Source organism: Bifidobacterium lemurum (genome assembly GCF_014898175.1).
GTDB lineage: Bacteria > Actinomycetota > Actinomycetes > Actinomycetales > Bifidobacteriaceae > Bifidobacterium > Bifidobacterium lemurum.
Window position 1 is genome coordinate 927203 of sequence record NZ_CP062948.1, and the last position, 17519, is coordinate 944721.

13 protein-coding genes are annotated in these 17519 nt (G+C 63.9%); 8 read left to right on the forward strand and 5 right to left on the reverse strand.

What is annotated here, in order from left to right:
- Positions 1–2 precede the first annotated feature (2 nt).
- The 6 genes from BL8807_RS03530 (at position 3) to BL8807_RS03555 (ending at position 8647) form a co-directional block, all read left to right on the forward strand.
- Positions 3–1403 carry a carbohydrate ABC transporter permease gene (locus BL8807_RS03530; protein ID WP_083570096.1) on the forward strand — a complete coding sequence of 467 codons (1401 nt, stop codon included), beginning with the start codon at positions 3–5 and terminating at the stop codon, positions 1401–1403.
- Positions 1400–2305, forward strand: a complete 906-nt coding sequence (locus BL8807_RS03535) for a sugar ABC transporter permease (protein ID WP_072723722.1) — start codon at positions 1400–1402, stop codon at positions 2303–2305. The genes BL8807_RS03530 and BL8807_RS03535 overlap by 4 nt, the downstream gene beginning before the upstream one ends.
- 34 nt (positions 2306–2339) lie before the next feature.
- The gene (pulA, locus tag BL8807_RS03540; RefSeq protein ID WP_072723720.1) at positions 2340–4346 is read left to right on the forward strand and encodes a type I pullulanase; all 2007 of its coding nucleotides are present in this window, start codon (positions 2340–2342) and stop codon (positions 4344–4346) included.
- An 8-nt stretch (positions 4347–4354) separates the two neighbouring features.
- Positions 4355–5107 (forward strand): TraX family protein, encoded by a 753-nt coding sequence (locus tag BL8807_RS03545; protein ID WP_072723718.1) that lies wholly within the window; start codon positions 4355–4357, stop codon positions 5105–5107.
- Positions 5108–5315: 208 nt separating this feature from the next.
- Positions 5316–7481, forward strand: coding sequence for a 4-alpha-glucanotransferase (gene malQ / locus BL8807_RS03550; RefSeq protein WP_072723716.1), 2166 nt, complete (start codon positions 5316–5318; stop codon positions 7479–7481).
- A 119-nt stretch (positions 7482–7600) separates the two neighbouring features.
- The gene (locus BL8807_RS03555) at positions 7601–8647 is read left to right on the forward strand and encodes a LacI family DNA-binding transcriptional regulator (RefSeq protein WP_072723714.1); all 1047 of its coding nucleotides are present in this window, start codon (positions 7601–7603) and stop codon (positions 8645–8647) included.
- Here the strand turns inward: BL8807_RS03555 and BL8807_RS03560 are convergent.
- Complete coding sequence (locus BL8807_RS03560) at positions 8633–9259, reverse strand: DUF624 domain-containing protein (RefSeq protein WP_072723712.1); 627 nt, start codon at positions 9257–9259, stop codon at positions 8633–8635. The genes BL8807_RS03555 and BL8807_RS03560 overlap by 15 nt on opposite strands.
- Positions 9260–9441: 182 nt before the next feature.
- On the opposite strand from BL8807_RS03560, the gene BL8807_RS03565 reads away from it, so the two are divergent.
- Positions 9442–11214 (forward strand): glycoside hydrolase family 13 protein, encoded by a 1773-nt coding sequence (locus BL8807_RS03565; protein ID WP_072723709.1) that lies wholly within the window; start codon positions 9442–9444, stop codon positions 11212–11214.
- A gap of 384 nt (positions 11215–11598) precedes the next feature.
- Here the strand turns inward: BL8807_RS03565 and BL8807_RS03570 are convergent, their stop codons facing one another.
- Positions 11599–12441, reverse strand: a complete 843-nt coding sequence (locus BL8807_RS03570; protein ID WP_072723707.1) for a carbohydrate ABC transporter permease — start codon at positions 12439–12441, stop codon at positions 11599–11601.
- Positions 12441–13295 carry a carbohydrate ABC transporter permease gene (locus BL8807_RS03575; RefSeq protein WP_072723705.1) on the reverse strand — a complete coding sequence of 285 codons (855 nt, stop codon included), beginning with the start codon at positions 13293–13295 and terminating at the stop codon, positions 12441–12443. Before BL8807_RS03575 ends, BL8807_RS03570 begins: the two co-directional genes overlap by 1 nt.
- Before the next feature lie 392 nt (positions 13296–13687).
- Here BL8807_RS03575 and BL8807_RS03580 point away from each other — a divergent pair, with 392 nt between their 5' ends.
- A complete protein-coding gene (locus BL8807_RS03580) occupies positions 13688–14704 on the forward strand; it encodes a LacI family DNA-binding transcriptional regulator (protein ID WP_072723703.1) in 1017 nt (338 codons plus the stop codon).
- Positions 14705–14846: 142 nt separating this feature from the next.
- Here the strand turns inward: BL8807_RS03580 and BL8807_RS03585 are convergent, their stop codons facing one another.
- Positions 14847–16190 (reverse strand): ABC transporter substrate-binding protein, encoded by a 1344-nt coding sequence (locus BL8807_RS03585; protein ID WP_072723785.1) that lies wholly within the window; start codon positions 16188–16190, stop codon positions 14847–14849.
- Between the two features lie 573 nt (positions 16191–16763).
- Positions 16764–17462, reverse strand: a complete 699-nt coding sequence (locus BL8807_RS03590; protein WP_072723701.1) for a histidine phosphatase family protein — start codon at positions 17460–17462, stop codon at positions 16764–16766.
- Positions 17463–17519 lie beyond the last annotated feature (57 nt).

The following is a 17519-nucleotide window of genomic DNA, read 5'->3' on the forward strand; positions in this document are numbered from 1 at the left end:
ACATGGAAGCAACAACCGGCGCGCGCCCCGTTCGGCGCGGCCTGCTCCGCCGCAAGGCGGACTACATCCCGCCGTCGCGATACACCCTGCGCGCGGCCCTCACCGACGGCGACGCCTTCACCCGCCTGTCGTTCCTCATTCTGGGCGCGGGCAACATCGCCCGCAAGCAGATCCTCAAAGGCCTGCTGTTCCTCGCCGTGGAAATCGCCTACATCGCGTTCATGGCCACCTCCGGCGCCGAAAACCTCGCGATGATCCCCTCGCTGGGCTGGCGCGAGCAGACCGCCGAGAAAATCGACGGCTACTGGCACTACACGCCCGGCGACAATTCGGTGATCGTGCTGCTCTACGGCGTGGCCACGATATTCATCACCCTGCTGTTCGTGGTGTTCTGGGCATACGCGGTGCGCTCCGCCTACAAGGCTCAGCTGCTCGCCGCCGAAACCGGAAGCGCCCCGGACTTCATCCAGGACTGGAGGAACATCACCGACCGCGAGGCGCAGGTCTCGCTGATGGCGCTGCCGGTGCTCGGCATCCTCATCTTCTCGATCCTGCCGACGCTGTTCATGATGTGCATGGCGTTCACCAACTACGACTCCGACCATGTGCTGCTGTTCGACTGGGTGGGACTGGAGAACTTCGGCCAGCTGTTCAGCGCCGACGGCGCCGTCAACGCCAGCCTGTTCGGCGAGGTGCTCGCCTGGACGCTGGTGTGGGCGTTCTTCGCCACCTTCCTCAACTTCTTCCTGGGATTGTTCCTGGCGATGGTCATCAACCGCCCCACCACCCGCCTCAAGGGCTTCTGGCGCGCGGTGTTCTCGCTGTCGATCGCGGTGCCGCAGTTCGTCTCCCTGCTGGTCATCAACCAGATGCTCCAGCCGGAGGGCGCGATCAACCGGCTGCTGATGAGCTGGGGCTGGATCGACGAGGCGCTGCCGTTCTTCACCGACGCGACCTGGGCGCGCGTGACCGTCATCGTCGTGAACCTGTGGATCGGCATCCCGTTCACGATCATGCAGATCACCGGCATCCTGCAGAACATCCCCGCCGAACAGTACGAGGCCGCGCGCATCGACGGCGCGAACTGGTGGCAGACCTTCACCAGGATCACGATGCCGTATCTGGTGTTCGTGCTCACCCCGTACCTCATCACCACGTTCACGGGCAACGTGAACAACTTCAACGTGATCTACCTGCTGTCCAACGGCAATCCGACGCCGGTGGGCGCCACCGCCGGCAAGACGGACCTGCTGATCACCTGGTTGTACAAGCTCACGGTCGACAAGGGCGACTACAACCTCGGCGCCGTCATCGGCATCTTCACGTTCATCACCCTGGCGATCGTCTCGCTGATCACCTACCGTTCCAGCGCGTCCTACAAGGATGAAGGAGGCTTCCGATGAGCCACGCAATGCAAGCCGCGTCCCAGGACTCCGGCAAGATCTCGTTCCTGCGCGACCAGCGCAAACGCCGCATCGTCGGCGACATCCTGTCCCACCTGCTGCTGGCGGCGCTCGCCGTGGTCTGGGTGATCCCGATCGTATGGGTGGTGCTGGAAAGCTTCAACAAGAACACCGGCCCGTACAACGAGACGTTCTTCCCCACGGAATACACGCTCGACAACTACGTGCAGCTGTTCACCGACAAGCATGTGCTCGACTTCCCCGCGATGTTCATGCGCACGCTGCTCATCGCCGTCGTCGTGTGCGTGATCAACGTGTTCTTCGTGCTGTGCGTGGCGTTCTGCATGAGCCGTCTGCGCTTCCGCTTCCGCAAGACCTTCATGAACGTGGTGCTCGTCATGGGCATGTTCCCCGGCATCATGTCGGTCGTCGCGATCTACTTCATCCTCAAGGCCATGGGGCTGACGCAGGGCATCGGCGTCACCATCGCGCTGATCCTGGTCTATTCGGCCGGCGCGGGCGCGGGCTTCTATGTGATGAAGGGATACATGGACACCATTCCGATGTCCCTGGATGAGGCCGCGTACCTCGACGGCTGCACCCGCTGGCAGGTGTTCACCAAAATCACGATTCCGGTCTGCAAGCCGATGCTCGTCTACCAGGCGCTCACCGCGTTCCTCGGCCCGTGGCTCGACTTCGTGATGGCCAAGGCGATCTGCCGCACGCAGGACAACTACACGGTGGCGCTGGGCCTGTACCAGATGCTCACGCGCGAATACCTCAACGACTGGTTCGCCCGTTTCGCCGCCGCGGCCGTGGTCATCTCCATCCCCATCGCGATCCTCTTCATCGTGATGCAGAAGTACTACCAGGAATCGATGTCCGGCGCGGTCAAGGGCTGAGCCCCGACCGCCCGAAACCGAAAGGAACAACGCCGTGTCCGAACCAATCCGCGCGCTGGCGCTGGCCGAGTGGACCCCCGCCGACCCAGCCCTCCCCTGCCCCGACTACCCGGTGTACGCCGACGACGACCTTGGCGCGACCCCCGACGGCAAAGGGGCCACCTTCCGAGTGTGGGCCCCTACCGCCACCGGCGTCACGCTTCGCCTGTTCGCGGCCGGAAGCCCGGAGGAATGCGTCGACCCGCAGGAATGCCACGAGTTGACCCCGGGGGCGCAGGGCACCTGGCTGGTGCGCTGCGACGGCGTCGGGCACGGCGTCTACTACGACTATCTCGTCCGTTTCGCCGACGGCTCCACCCACCGCACCGCGGATCCATGGGCCCGTGCCGCCGGCGTCAACGGCCGGCGGTCCATGGTGGTGGATCTCGCGCTGACCGACCCGCAAGGATGGTCGCGCGACCGCCGTCCATGCGTGCCCTCCCATGAGCTGGTGATCTGGGAGACCCATATCAACGACTTCAGCCATGACGAGCATTCCGGCGTGCCCGCCGAGCACCGCGGCACCTACCTCGCGTTCACGCACGACGACACCAGCGTGGACGGCGAAGGCCGGTTCCCCACCTGCGTGGCCTATCTCAAGCATCTGGGCGTCACCGCGGTGCAGCTGCTGCCCTTCTACGACTATGGCTCGGTGGACGAGTCCGTCCCCCTCGGATCCGCCGACCGCGGCTTCAATTGGGGCTACGACCCGCTCAACTACAACGTGCCCGAAGGCTCGTACTCCACGGACCCGTTCGACGGCGCGACGCGCATCGGGGAATGCAAACGCATGATCCAGTCGCTGCACGCCGCCGGCATCAAGGTCATCATGGACGTGGTCTACAACCACATGTTCTCCACCGACAATTGGTTCGAGCGCATGATTCCCGGCTATGCGCTGCGCCGCCGTGCCGACGGATCGTTCGCCGACGGATCCGCCTGCACGAACGACGTGGCCAGCGAGCATCCGATGATGCGCAAGTACATCGTCGATTCGGTGACCTACTGGGCGCGCGAATACCATATCGACGGATTCCGCTTCGATCTGATGGGCCTGCTCGACGTGGACACGATGAACGCGATCCGCACCGCGCTCGACGCCCTGCCCGGAGGCGCGACGATTCTGATGCACGGCGAGCCGTGGGCGGCGCGCGAGACCGCGCTCGACCCGTCCTCGAACACGATTCTGGCCGACAAGCGCGCGCTGGCCCGTTTGAGCCCCCGCATCGGCGCGTTCTGCGATTCGACGCGGGACGCGGTGCGCGGGCACGTGTTCTACCAGTGGGTGCCGGGTTATCTGACCGGCGCGGCCGACGATTACGCCGACGACATCCGCGCCGCCGTGGACGCCTGGCGGGGGACCCCGCGCGAGCAGGCAAGCGTGGGCCAGGTGATCCAATACGTCTCCGCGCACGACGATCTGACCCTGTGGGACAAGATGTGCGCCGCGACCCGCCGCATGCCCACCGCGGCCGACTACGACGCCGAGGGCGAGGACCGCGCCGATCTCAAGGCGGCGAACCTGCTGGCCGCCGGCATCGTGTTCTCCTCGGCCGGAGTGCCGTTCCTGCTCTCCGGCGAGGAGTTCGCCCGCACCAAGCACGGCGTCTCCGACTCGTTCTCCAGCCCGGCCCAGCTCAACCAGCTCGATTGGCGGCGCGCCGAGCGAATGGCCGATCTGGTGGATCATTACCGCGAGCTCATCCGCACCCGACGCGAGAACCCCGCGTATTTCGGCGGGGCCCGCATGGTGGTGCCCCGCGAGGACGCGGCGGTGGTGTTCCGCGTCGGCAACGACTGCGTCGCCATCAATCCCACCGACGACACGCTCACGCAGCCCACGGAGCCGCTGGAGATCGCCGGCCCGTATGATGAGGTCGCGCAGATAGCGCCCAACGGCTGGATCTGCGCCTACTGCGCCGGCGCGGATAAGCCCGCCGCCTCCACCGACCGTCGGATCGTCCTGCCGCCGCACACCTTCGCCATCTGGCGCCGCGCCTAGGAGGAATCATGAACCAGCAGCAAGCCGCCCGTCCCGCGCGGGGACTGTCCAATCTCCGGCTCAAGACCATCGGCATCGTCCTCGTGGCGCTGTCCTGCGTGAGCGGAGTCGTATTCCCCTCCGGACTGTCCGGACTGGACGCGGCCGACGTGGATATGACGAGCCTCACCGTCGCCGTGCTGTGCGAGGTGGTCTCATGGGTGGCCGTGCCGGTGTACGCGTGGCTGACCGTCGAGGGCTACCGGCATACGCGCGACGTGCGGAGGTATGTCGTGCGGCTGCTCGCGCTGGCCGTCATCTCGGAGGTGCCGTACGACCTGGCCGCCACCGGCAAGGCGGTGGATTGGGGTTCGCAGAATCCGGTGTTCGCGCTGGCCATCGTCGTGATCGCCTTGGCGTTGATCGACGCGTTCCGCGACCGCCCGACCGTCGCGCGCCGGGCCATCTGCGTCATCGTCGCGGTGGCCGCGCTGGCGTGGATGCTGCTGGGTCATATCGGGCTGCGCCAGCAGATCATGAGCGAGGGAGCGTTGATTCTGGTGCTGGCGTTGATCTTCCGATATCTGCCAGCGCGGGAGAACACGATGATGATGCTCGCCGCCGCCTGCAGCGCCCTATGCTGCATTCTGCCGGCCTTCGGCGTGGCCATCCTGCACTACCGCAACGGCAGGCTCGGATACGACCGCGCGAACAGGCCCTGGGTGCAATGGCTGTTCTACGCGCTGTACCCCGCCACGCTGCTTGTCTTCTCCGTGCTCTGACCGCTCTCCCGCCATCGACAACGCGCTCCGCGCCGCCGGTAGCCGCGCGCGGAGCGCACACTCGCCCGCATTGTTTGCAATCGTTGTCAAAACAATGTATCTTTTATATATCAAAGTATTCGCAAACATCCAACAATGTCAGCGTCGAAGAAAATTGACGGACGTTTGCAACACATGAAACGACATCAGCCAGCATAGGAGCCCACACATGGTCGATTCCATTCCCCCGTCCGAAAGCCCCGAACGCCTCGCGCGCCCGCTTATCCGCTTGGCCAAAGCCTGCGGCGTCGCCACCTCGTACATCGACCAGGTGGGCGACTATGTCGAAAACACCGACGAGGCGCTGATCGGCGTGCTCAAAGCGCTGGGCATCGACGCGTCCTCGCCCGAAAGCATCCTCAACTCCCTGGACCACGTCGAACAGGCCGCGAGCGAACGACCGCTCCCACCGACCATCGTGGCCCACGTCGGAGAGCCACGATCCGTCACGGTGAACCGCGCCGCCGAGGCCGCCACCATCACCCTCACGTTGGAGTCCCCGCACGGCGACGATGCCGTACGCGAGTTGAAGGCGACGGTCGATCCCCATACCGGCGAAACCAAAATCACCCTGCCCGACGATCTGCCGGCAGGCTACCACACGCTTGCCGTCGACATGGACGGAGACCGCGCCGCCGCGACGGTGATCTGCGCCCCCGCGCGCATCCCGCTCCCCTCCGCCGTGGCCGAACACCGGCGCTGGGGCTGGATGACGCAGCTGTATTCCGTCCGCTCCCACGAATCATGGGGCGTGGGCGACTACGGCGACCTGCGCCGTCTGGCCGTCGACGCCGCGAAGAACGGCGCGGACTTCATGCTCATCAACCCGATCCACGCCTGCGCCCCCATCACGCCGTTGGAGCCTTCGCCGTACCTGCCCGAGTCGCGACGCTTCCTCAACGCCACGTACATCCGCCCGCAGGACATTCCCGAATATGCCGATCTCGACGAGACGGAGCGCGCGCGGGTGGACGAACTGCACGCCGAAGTCGCCGCCGGCAACGACGATCCCGCCCCGATGGACATCAACGCCGCATGGGACGCCAAGCGTCAGGCGCTGCGTGTGATCTTCGAGCACCCCCGTTCCTCCGCGCGCCAAGCGGCGTTCGATCAATTCAAACGCCAGTCCGGGCCCGATCTGGACTCCTTCGCGACATGGTGCGTGGCCTTCGAGGTCTGGGGCGCGCCTTGGGGCGACGATCCCTGGTTCTCCACGCTTTCGCTCCGCTCCCCCGAAACCGCCCGTCTCGCCCGCGAGCACACCGATCTGCTGGAGTTCAACCGCTGGCTGCAGTGGATCGCCTGCGAACAGGTGGACGACGCGCAGAGCGCCGCGAAGGACGCGGGCATGGCGCTGGGACTGATGCATGACATGGCCGTTGGCGTGCACGATCTCGGCGCGGACGTGTGGGCCAATCCCGAACGTTTCGTCACCGGCGTGACCGTGGGGTGCCCGCCTGATTTCTACAACCAGCAGGGCCAGGATTGGGGCCAGCCGCCGTTCAATCCGAATTATCTGGAGGAGACCGGATACCTGACCTACCGTGAGATGGTGCGCTCGATCTTCGCCCATGCCGGCGCCGTGCGCATCGACCATGTGCTGGGATTGTTCCGCCTGTGGTGGATCCCCGCCGGACACACGGCCAAGGACGGCGCCTATGTGATGTACGACCATGACGCGATGCTCTCGGTGCTGGCCATCGAGGCCACGCGCGTGGGCGGCATGGTCATCGGCGAGAATCTGGGAACCGTGCCGGACTACGTGCGGCAGGTTCTCGCCGAGCGCGGCGTGCTGGGCACCGAGGTCGAGTGGTTCGCCCGTGTGGGCAATTCCGGAACCGCGGGAGACCCGTATCTGCCGCCCAGCGACTATCGCCGGCAGGCGTTGGCGTCGGTGACCACGCATGACCTGCCGCCCACCGCGGGCTATCTGGATTTCGAACATGTGCGCCTGCGCGAGCGGCTGCAGCTGCTCACCGAGCCGGTGGAGGTGTTCCAGCGTTCGGCCATGGCGGAACGCGACGCGATGATGACGCGGCTGGTGGAGGAGGGACTGATCTCCCCCGAGGTCGCGTCCGATGTGAGCGCGCACGAGCAGGAGATCGTCGAAGCCATGCATGCGATGCTCACGTCCACGCCTTCGCTGCTGTTGCAGGCGGCGCTGGTGGACGGCGTGGGCGAGCACCGCTCGCAGAACCAGCCGGGCACGTCGTATCAGTATCCGAACTGGCGGATTCCGCTTACCGACGAGCATGGCCGGGTGGTGCGCACGGACGAGGTGTTTTCGCTGCCGCGCATGCGGTCCCTGTGCGCGGTGATGCGCGGCGGGCGCTGATCCGGCTGCGGATGCGCGGGTTTTCACGACGCCCTCGCTGATGCTATCGTTGTCACAGCATGGAACGGCCCTGTCGCCGTTCCTTCTCGCGCACAGCATCGGCGCCGAGAGGAGGGATGATGGCGAAAGCAAGCATTCAGGCGGTGGCGCGCGCCGCCGGCGTATCCGTCTCCACGGTGTCGCGCACCTTCGCCAAGCCGGATCTTGTGCTGCCCGACACCCGCGATAAGGTGCTGGCCGCGGCCGAACGGCTCGAATACCGCGTCTCGCGTTCGGCCGCGGCGCTTAAGTCGGGCCAGACCCTGCGCGTGGCGCTGCTGGCCAGCGAGCGCATCAGCACGTGGTTCAACGCGAACGTGTTCGCCGGCCTCGACGCGGTGCTGCGTCCGGCGGGGTACGACATCGCGCCGTTTCCCATGAGCAGCGCGGAGGATCGTCAGCGGTTCTTCGCGGACCTGCCCGTGCGCCGCAACGCGGATGCGGTGATCGTCAGCTCGTTCAACATCGAGCCGGACGAGGTCGAACGGCTCAAGAACATGCATGTGCCGGTGATCGGCGTAAACATCCCCGCCACCGAGGGTTTCGACGCGGGCGTCAGCATCGACGACCACGCCGCCTCACGCCGGGCCGCGGAGCATCTCATCGCATTGGGGCATCGGCGCATCGCCTTCGTCGGAGGCACCGCGACGCGCTCGGGGATGCGGTTCAGCGCCGAGGCCCGACTGCAGGGCATCATCGACGCGTGCGCGCGGCATGCCGGAGTCGAGGCCGTCCCCTTGATGATCAACCGCAGCGGACTGGACGTCAACTCCTCGCTGAACGCCGTGCTTACCGCCTCCCCCGACCTGACCGCGGTCTGCTTTCAGGACGACGAGCTAGCGCTGCCCGTGCTCTACCGGCTGCGCGGCTACGGCAGGCAGGTCCCGCGGGATCTGTCCATCATCGGATTCGACGACATCGATTTGGCCGCACAGATGGGATTGACCACCATCCACCAGGATCCTTTCGCCATGGGCTCGCTGGCCGCGGAGAAGACCTTGGCCGCCATCGCCGACGAGCCGATCGAAACGCCGTTCGAAACACCCGACGCCCCGCTCATCCTTCGCGAAACCACCGCCCCGCCGCAGTCGAAGGATCTCAAGCCCGTGGCCTCACAGGCCGTGTGACACCTCTCCCTCGCCGGCGGTGTAGCGGCGCAGGGCGTATTCCAGAATCGGCACATGCAGCATGATGATGGTGCCGTAGCCGAACACCAGCAGCAGGAACAGCCCCTGCGGCATCATGAACCATGAGGCGACCAGAAGCCCGACGAACACGGCGTCGATGGCGGCGAGCGCCAGCGTATAGCCGATTTTCGATATGCCGAAGACGAAGGCGTTGCGCAGCGTCGCGCCGACGCCGTTCTCGAAACGCGCCTGCAGGGCGAAGGTCCATTCGAATCCGACCACCCACAGGATGGTGAACGCGAATTTGGGCACCAGCAGCGGCGTGATCTGCAGCACCACCCATGAGTACGCCAGTCCGAGGCCGACGATGAGATACGGCAGCCAGAGCAGCGTGGCCTTGGGCAGGTTCTCTTTGAACGCCTTGAAGTAGTTGGAGGTCACATGTCCCTCGCCGTCGAGGGAGCGCCTCGCCGCGTCATGTCCGGCGGCGAGCGCCGCGCCGATGGTGACGATGGGGATCGAGGTGACCAGCATCAGGATGTTGATCCATACGGCGTCGGCGGCGTCGCTGAGTCCCCGCATCAGTCCCGAATCCGGTGATAGCCAGCCCATGGTCCTCCTCGCGTCGCCCAGCGTTCCGCGTTCCATTCTACCCATGACCAGATTTGACCAAGAATGACAACGACATGACCACGTTACCACCAAGTATTATGCGTGTTTTTAATTCTAATACATTTCTGCATGGTATCGTTGTCATCATAACCGCAATACCCGAGCACAAGAAAGGAAGCGCGATGACCGCCAACAATCTCAACGACGACTGGTGGAAGCAGGCGGTGGTCTATCAGATCTACCCGCGCAGTTTCAAAGACGTCAACGGCGACGGCCTCGGCGACATCGCCGGCGTCACCGAGAAAATCGGATATCTGAAAGACCTCGGCGTCGACGCGATCTGGCTGAGCCCCTTCTACCCCTCCGACCTGGCGGACGGCGGCTACGACGTGATCGACTACCGCGACGTGGACCCGAGGCTGGGCACCATGGACGATTTCGACCGCATGGCCGAAGCCGCGCACGAGGCCGGCCTGAAGGTGATCGTCGACATCGTGCCGAACCACACCGCCGACAAGCACGTGTTCTTCCAGGAGGCGCTGGCCGCCGGACGCGGCTCCGCGGCCCGCGACCGCTACATCTTCCGCGAGGGTCGCGGCGAGCACGGCGAGCTGCCGCCCAACGACTGGCAGGCGATGTTCGGAGGCCCGGCGTGGGAGCGCGTCGAGGACGGCCAATGGTATCTGCACCTCTTCACCAAAGAGCAGCCGGACGTCAACTGGAACAATCCGGACATCCACGAGGAGTTCAAAACCACGCTGCGCTTCTGGTCCGACCACGGCACCGACGGTTTCCGCATCGATGTGGCGCACGGACTGGCCAAGGATCTCGATTCGGCGCCGTTGGAGGAGCTTGGCCGCAAGTACTCCGTGCAGCAGCCGCTGTGCCACGATTTCTCCGACCCGCTGTGGGATCGGCGCGAAGTGCATGACATCTACCGCGAATGGCGCGAGGTGTTCAATGAGTACGATCCGCCGCGCTTCGCTGTGGGCGAGGCGTGGGTGGTGCCCGAACACCAGCATCTGTACGCCTCCACCGACGAGCTGGGGCAGGTGTTCAACTTCGAGTTCGCCAAAGCCAACTGGTCCGCGGCCGAAATGCGCGCCGCCATCGCGGAGGGCTTGGAATCCGCCGCCCAGACCGGCGATTCCACCACCACATGGGTGATGAACAACCATGACGTGCCGCGCAGCCCCTCACGTTACGGCCTGCCGCAGGTGAAGTCCGCCGCGCATCATCAGCTGGCGCACGATTGGCTGATGCGCAACGGCGAAAGCTACACGGAGGACCGCGAACTCGGCACGCGCCGCGCCCGAGCCGCCGTGGTGATGGAGATGGGATTGCCCGGTTCGGTGTACGTCTATCAAGGCGAGGAGCTCGGTCTGTTCGAGGTCGCGGACATCCCGTGGGACCGTTTGGAGGACCCGACCGCGTTCAACACGCACCGCAACTACACCGATAAGGGCCGCGACGGCTGCCGCGTGCCGATGCCGTGGAACGCCGAGGACATGCCCGAGACGGCCGCATGGAGTCCTTCCGACGAACATCGGTTCGGCACCGGCGCGTCTTTCGGCTTCTCCCCCGCCACGCGCGCCGACGGCACGCCGTCCGCCGACCCGCATCTGCCGCAGCCGATGTGGTACCGGCAGTACGCGGCCGACATCGAAGCCGCCGACCCGGATTCCATGCTCAACCTCTACCGTCGTGTGATGGAGTTGCGTGCCCGACTGCTCACCGCCACCGGAGACACCACGGCCGAGGTGCTCGATATGGGAGACGACGTGGTGGCGTACGAACGCGCGAGCGCAGACCCGGACGGCCGCAAGCTGGTCTGCGTGACCAACTTCGGCAAGGAGCCGATCGCCCTGCCGCAAGGCGAGGTCGTGCTGGCCTCCGTCGCTCTGGCCGAAGACGGCAAGCTCCCCACCGACGCGGCAGCCTGGATTCTGAAGTAAACGGCCCTACGCCCATCCAAAAGGACGTCCTCCGCACCCAAGCGGAGGACGTCCTTTTCATAGCCTGGCAGGAGGCCTTCATCCCAAACGAAACGCGGCTTCACCGTCGTCCTGGACGGAGCGGCTTCCTCGTCATCCCGAGCGCAGTCGAGGGATCTCCATCCGTCATGAGATCCTTCGACTCCGCCCTGCGGGCTCCGCTCGGGATGACGCAGAAAATGGCGTATTAGGTGGACGCCCTTCACCGCGCCGCCTCCGGCCCTGCGATTATGAACCGCCTCCGGCGGACTCAACATCACCTTCGCCGACCCTGCCGGGCCGGCTCAGGCGGAAGCCTGTGGGCGCCCCACCGGGGCGCCCACCAAGGGTTGGCGACGCCAGTCGTCAGCCCTTCACCGCTCCCGCCATCACCCCGCTGACGATGTGCTTTTGGCAGATGAGGTAGAAGATGATGATGGGGATGATCGCCAGGACCAGGCAGGCCATCATGGCGCCCATGTCGACCGAGCCGTAGCCGCCCTTCAGGTATTGGATGGCCACCGAAATGGTCTTGTAGTGGCGCAGGTCCAGCGTGAGGTAGGGCAGCAGGTAGTCGTTCCAGATCCACATGGCTTCGAGAATCGCCACCGACACGATGGAGGGCCGCATGATCGGCACCACCACTTGGAAGAAGATGCGCGGCACGGAGGCGCCGTCGATCATCGCGGCCTCCTCCAACTCGACCGGAATGCCCTTGACCACGCCGGTGAAGATGAACACCGCGAGTCCCGCGCCGAAGCCGAGATACACGAAGCACAATCCCCACGGGGTGTTGAGTCCCAGCATGTCGGCGATTTTGGACAGGGTGAACATGACCATCTGGAATGGCACGATCATATTGAACAGGAACAGCACATAGAGCAGCTTGGCGGCCCAATTGTTCACGCGCACGATCCACCACGCGCACATCGAGGTGCACACGAGGATCAGCAGCACCGAACCGACGGTGATCAGCGCGGTCCAACCGAAGCTGGCGAAGAAATCCGTGACCTCGATGCCGCGCACGTAGTTCTCGAAGCCGACGAAGGCCTTGCCCGTGGGGATCGAGAACGCGTTCTTGGAGATATAGGCCTTCTGTTTGAAGGAGTTGATCACCACCAGCACGATGGGGAACACCCACGCCAGTGAGATCACCGTGAACAGCAGGGTCCATAATCCGCCGTGCTTGAGCTTCCTTCCCTCGTTCATCACGCGGTCACCTCCTTGCTTGTCGTGAGCTTGTTCTGGATCAGCGCGACCACGGCCACCAGCACGAAGAACAGCACGGCCTTGGCCTGGCCCACGCCCTCCCAGCCCACGCGGCCGTAGAAGGTGCGGGTGATGTTCATGGCCAGGCCTTCCGACATATTGCTCGGCGCGCCGTTGGTCAACGCGAGGTTCTGGTCGTACAGCTTGAAGCCGTTGGTCACGCACAGGAAGGAGCACACGGTGATGCTCGGCATCATCAGCGGAATGATGATGCGGAACATGGTCTGGGTGCCGGAAGCGCCATCCACGGCGGCCGCCTCGAGCACGTCGGTGGGCAGGGCCTGCAGTCCGGCGATGTAGATGATCATCATGTAGCCGATCTGCTGCCAGCAGACCAGGATGACCAGTCCCCAGAAACCATAGGTGGCGGAGTAGGTCAGCGACTTGGCCCAGTGGGCGAGCACGCCGTTGAGCAGCAGCATCCAGATATAGCCCAGGATGATGCCGCCGATGAGGTTCGGCATGAAGAACACCGAACGGAAGATGTTCGACCCTTTGATTTTCTTCGTGAGCATGTAGGCCACGGCGAACGCGGCCACGTTGATCACGATGGTGGTGACCACGGTCAGGGCGGTCGAGAAGCCGAGCGCATGCACGAACTCACTGTCCTGCAGGGCTTTGGCATAGTTTTTCACACCGACGAATTCGGCGTCGGTCACTGTGGTGAAATCGCAGAAACTCAGGTATACGCCCATAATGAATGGAACGACGAACCCGATGATGAACGCCGCGAATGTGGGAAGCGCGAAAAGCGCCCACCACCGTCGCACCGCTTTACCGGCCATGCTGATCATTGCGTGCCTTCCTCTTCGTTGAGCCTTGCCGCGCACGGCATCGTGCGAAGTTGGCGTCCGTACGGTTCGTTCCGCGACCCGCCGGTAATTGGCGGCCGGGAACAACCGGCTTATGCTCATGCTAGCTTGTTGCGGCACGTCTGTCAAACGTTGTCATTTTATCGCTTGCAGAAACGCACAGACTGGCTTGTTTGCTCGTATTGCAATACTTCAAAATACCGCAAATTATGCACTTTTCACTGATTTCTTATGTATTGCAAACGTTTGTATACCAATCGTTTTCATATTGAGTTTCTCCCATATCGCCATGTATGCTGGAGCAATCCGCTCGCTGCGCTGCGTCTCGGTGCCGCGAACGGGCCAGCCGTCCGCACAGAACACAAGAGGAACCGATGAGCTCAAGCATTCAGGATGTGGCGCAGGCCGCCGGTGTTTCCATCTCCACCGTCTCCCGCTCCTTCACCAGACCAGATCTGGTATCGGCCCGCACGCGCGAGCGCGTGCTGAGCATCGCCGACGAGCTGCATTTCTCCCTGTCCCGATCCGCCGCCGCGCTCAAATCCGGCCGTTCCCTGCGCGTCGCGCTGCTGATGAGCGACCATATCCGCCTGTGGTTCAGCGCTTCGGTGATCGAAGGCCTGAATCAGGTGCTGCACGCGAACAGCTACGATATCTCCATATTCCAGATCTCCAGCATCGAGGAACGCAAGGAGTTCTTCGAGATGCTTCCCGTGCGCCGCAACGCCGACGCGGTGATCGTCGCTTCGTTCGACATCGACAACAACGAGATCACCCAGCTTTCGTCCGTGGGAGTGCCGATCGTGGGCATCAATTCGGTGCTGCCCCAGGAACGCGGGTTCACCGCCGCGGTGAACATCGACGACGTTCAGGGATCCACGCTGGCCGCCCGGCACCTCATCGCGCTCGGCCACCGCAACATCGCCTACGTGCGCACCAACCGCGACGTCTCACTGCATTTCAGCGTGCAGCAACGCTTCGACTCCTTTATGGAGGTTTGCGCCAAAGAGGGCATCACGCCGCGCGTCATCGACGTGCATGAGGGCGAGCACCGCATCGCCAGCGCCGTCACGCAGCTGATGAGCATGGAATCCATGCCCACCGCCATCGCCTGTCAGGAGGACGGCATCGCCTTGCCGCTGATGTTCCAGCTGGAACGCAACGGATTCTCCGTGCCCGGCGACGTGTCGATCATCGGCTATGACGACAGCTTCTACACCGACGACATCGGCCTGACCACCATCCGGCAGGATCCGGTTCAGATGGCCCAGGAGGCGGCGCGCACCACGCTTGAGCTGATCGATGGCGGCACTCCCGACACCCCGTTCCTGGTGTTCCCCGCGCAGCTGGTGGTGCGCGCGAGCACCAGCCGGGTCCGCGCGGACGCATAGCCCGACGCCGTCCCGAACGAACGTTCTCCGCCCGGGACGGCGAGACGGGAAGGCCATCGCCCAAGACAACGAGAAGGGGAGGCGGTTCAGGTCGAACCGCCTCCCCTTTGACGGGATTCAGCGAATCAGCGGACTCGCCCGATCAGCTGTTGGCGTTGGCGTACTCGGTGGCCCAGTTGTCCACGAAAGCGGATTCCACGGTGCTCCAGTCGCCGGTGCCCTGCGCGTATTCGAGCAGCGCGGAACCAAGCTGGTTCTTCCACTCCTCGGACGGCATCATCGTGAAGTTCCAGCTCACCTGGGTCTTGCCGGACGACTGATCCTCCACGGCGGCCGCGGTCAGCGGGTTGTCGGTCTCAACATCGTCGAAGGTCTTGAACGGGGTGGTGAAGCCCATATCCTCGCTCAGCGCCTTCTTGCCGGTGTCGGAGGTGATCACCCAGGCGAGGAAGTCGGCGGTGGCCTGCTGGTCGGCCTCGGAAGCCTTCTCGTTGATGCACCAATAGTTCTCGGAACCGGTCGCAAGACCCTCGTTCGCGTCGTCCACGCCGAAGTAGATCGGCATCATGCCCACCTGGTCGGCGGTCATGCCGGCCTTCTCGAGGTCGGTCCAGGCCCAGGTGCCGTTCTGGTAGAAGGCCGCCTCGCCGAGCGCGAATTCGGAGTTCGCGTCGTCGCCGGTTTTGGAGCTCAGCTGGGTGGGCTCGGTGGTGGAGTCGGTGATGTACAGGTCGAAGATGTCCTTATAGTTCTCGAGATAGGTGCCCTTGATCTCGCTCGGCTGCTCGGTGACGTCGTCCTCCTGGAACTCGTAGTAGAGCGGCAGATTGGCCAGATGGGTCTTGAAACGCCAGTCGGACGACGAGTCGAAGCCGGCCGAGGTGAACGCGCCCTGGATGCCAAGCTCGTCCTTACGCGACTGCATGTCGTCGGCCACGGCCTTGAGCGCGTCGAAGGAGTCGATGTCCTCAATGGAGGTGGCCTTGGCGCCGTCCAGCGCGAAGTACTTGTTCAGGATGTCCTTGTTGTAGATCAGACCGTAGGTCTCCATCACGTACGGGATGCCGACGACCTTGTCGCCGTCGGTGAGCGCCACATCCTGGTTCTGCAGCTGCTTGTACACCTCGGTGTCGCTCATGTCGGCGGTGTAGCCCTTCCAATTCTGGTAGCCGACCGGGCCGTTCACCTGGAAGAGGGTGGGGGCGTCCGTTTTCGCGATCTCCGACTTCAGCGTCTGCTCGTAGGTTCCGGAGGCGGCGGTCTGCACTTCGACGGTGACGCCGGTCTCCTCGGTGTACGCTTCGGCCAACGCGGTCCACTGATCGGCGGCCTCCGGCTTGAAGTTCAAAAAGTAGACCTTGCCTTCGGAGTCGCCGGCGGAGCTGCTTCCGCATGCCGCAAGCGCGCCGATGGACATGGCCGTGATCGCGATCATGCTGACCGCCGCTTTGACTGTACGATTCATCGTCGAACCTTTCTCTATCAAGTTGCCCGACTCACGCCGGAACATGATGCCTGGGTGGCACCATCACAACCCTCGACAGCATCTATTGTGCACCAGAATCGCCAATTTTGCAAACGATAGCATTTTTTCCTCTGCCCATTTATGGCACACAGCACCTCTCACATCTTATTTTCCTTGATTTTTCAACATTCTTCAGAACAGAATTAAGTACAAACGTTGGCAAAAATTTCGACGCTTCTCTCCTGAATGTCTATGGCTCACAGCGGACATGCGTCTGTGAACCACAAGAAGCGGACCAACCGTTCTCGCTACGGGGCGGAGCCAACCGCCGCCGGTTCCGATCCGGCGACCGGCGACCACGCCTGCGCCGCAGAGTCACGAACATCATAGGGCCACGAACATCACGGAAAGTCCCGCAACCGCGGGCCGATCCAAGCCTATAGGCCAAAATGCCCCGTCCGAACCGGGAGTAAGAGTTTGGTGTGTCGGGCCATCGAGCCTCGCTCATGTAAAACGGTTGATTCTCAAGTTTGGTGTGGAGAATCGGCCTTGTTCAGCGAATCCGACACACCAAACCCGTTTCGCGATCTCAAATCAACTATTCCAACGCTCGATGACGTTGTCGCCCTTGTACTGCCCAAGCACCGAATAATGCGCCGTGTCCAGGCGCAGCAGGCGCGCGAACCCAGGTTCCACTCCCAGCCACTGCGAGGTGAGGATGCGCAGGATATGCGCATGCGCCACCAGCAGCACGTCCCGTCCGGATTCGATCAGAGGCAGCACTTCGGCGATCGCGCCACGGGCGCGCGCCGCGGCCTCGTCCAACGTCTCACCCCGACCGTTGTGCACGGCGATCCGCTCTCCGCCGGGCAGAGTCTCCACCCAATCGCCCTCAAGCGACTCGGGCAACGCAAGCGAGCCGTCACGCCACACATCCCATGCAAAACCGGCGGCCTCGCTCACCTGCCGACGAGTACGCCCCTCGGCCCGGCCGTAATCCCATTCGGCGATGCCGTCCAATGTGGCGCGTTCCGTGAAACCCGCCAGATCGGCGGTCTGCTGGGCACGGCGCAGGGGACTGGCGAATACGCATCCCTGCGCGAACCCGTCGGAAAACGCCTCCCGCAGACGTTCGCCGGCCGCCACGGCCTGCCGCTCACCTTCGGCGGTCAACGGAATATTCGTGCGACCGGTATGCTGTCCGGATTCACTCCATACGGTCTGTCCATGGCGCAACAGCACCAGACGGCCGGATTTCGTAGCTGCTTTGCCACCAACGCTCTGTGTTGTCATACGCTCCACTCTAGTCCACTCGCGCGCGTCGGATTATGAGGAACGGCATGGTGTCGC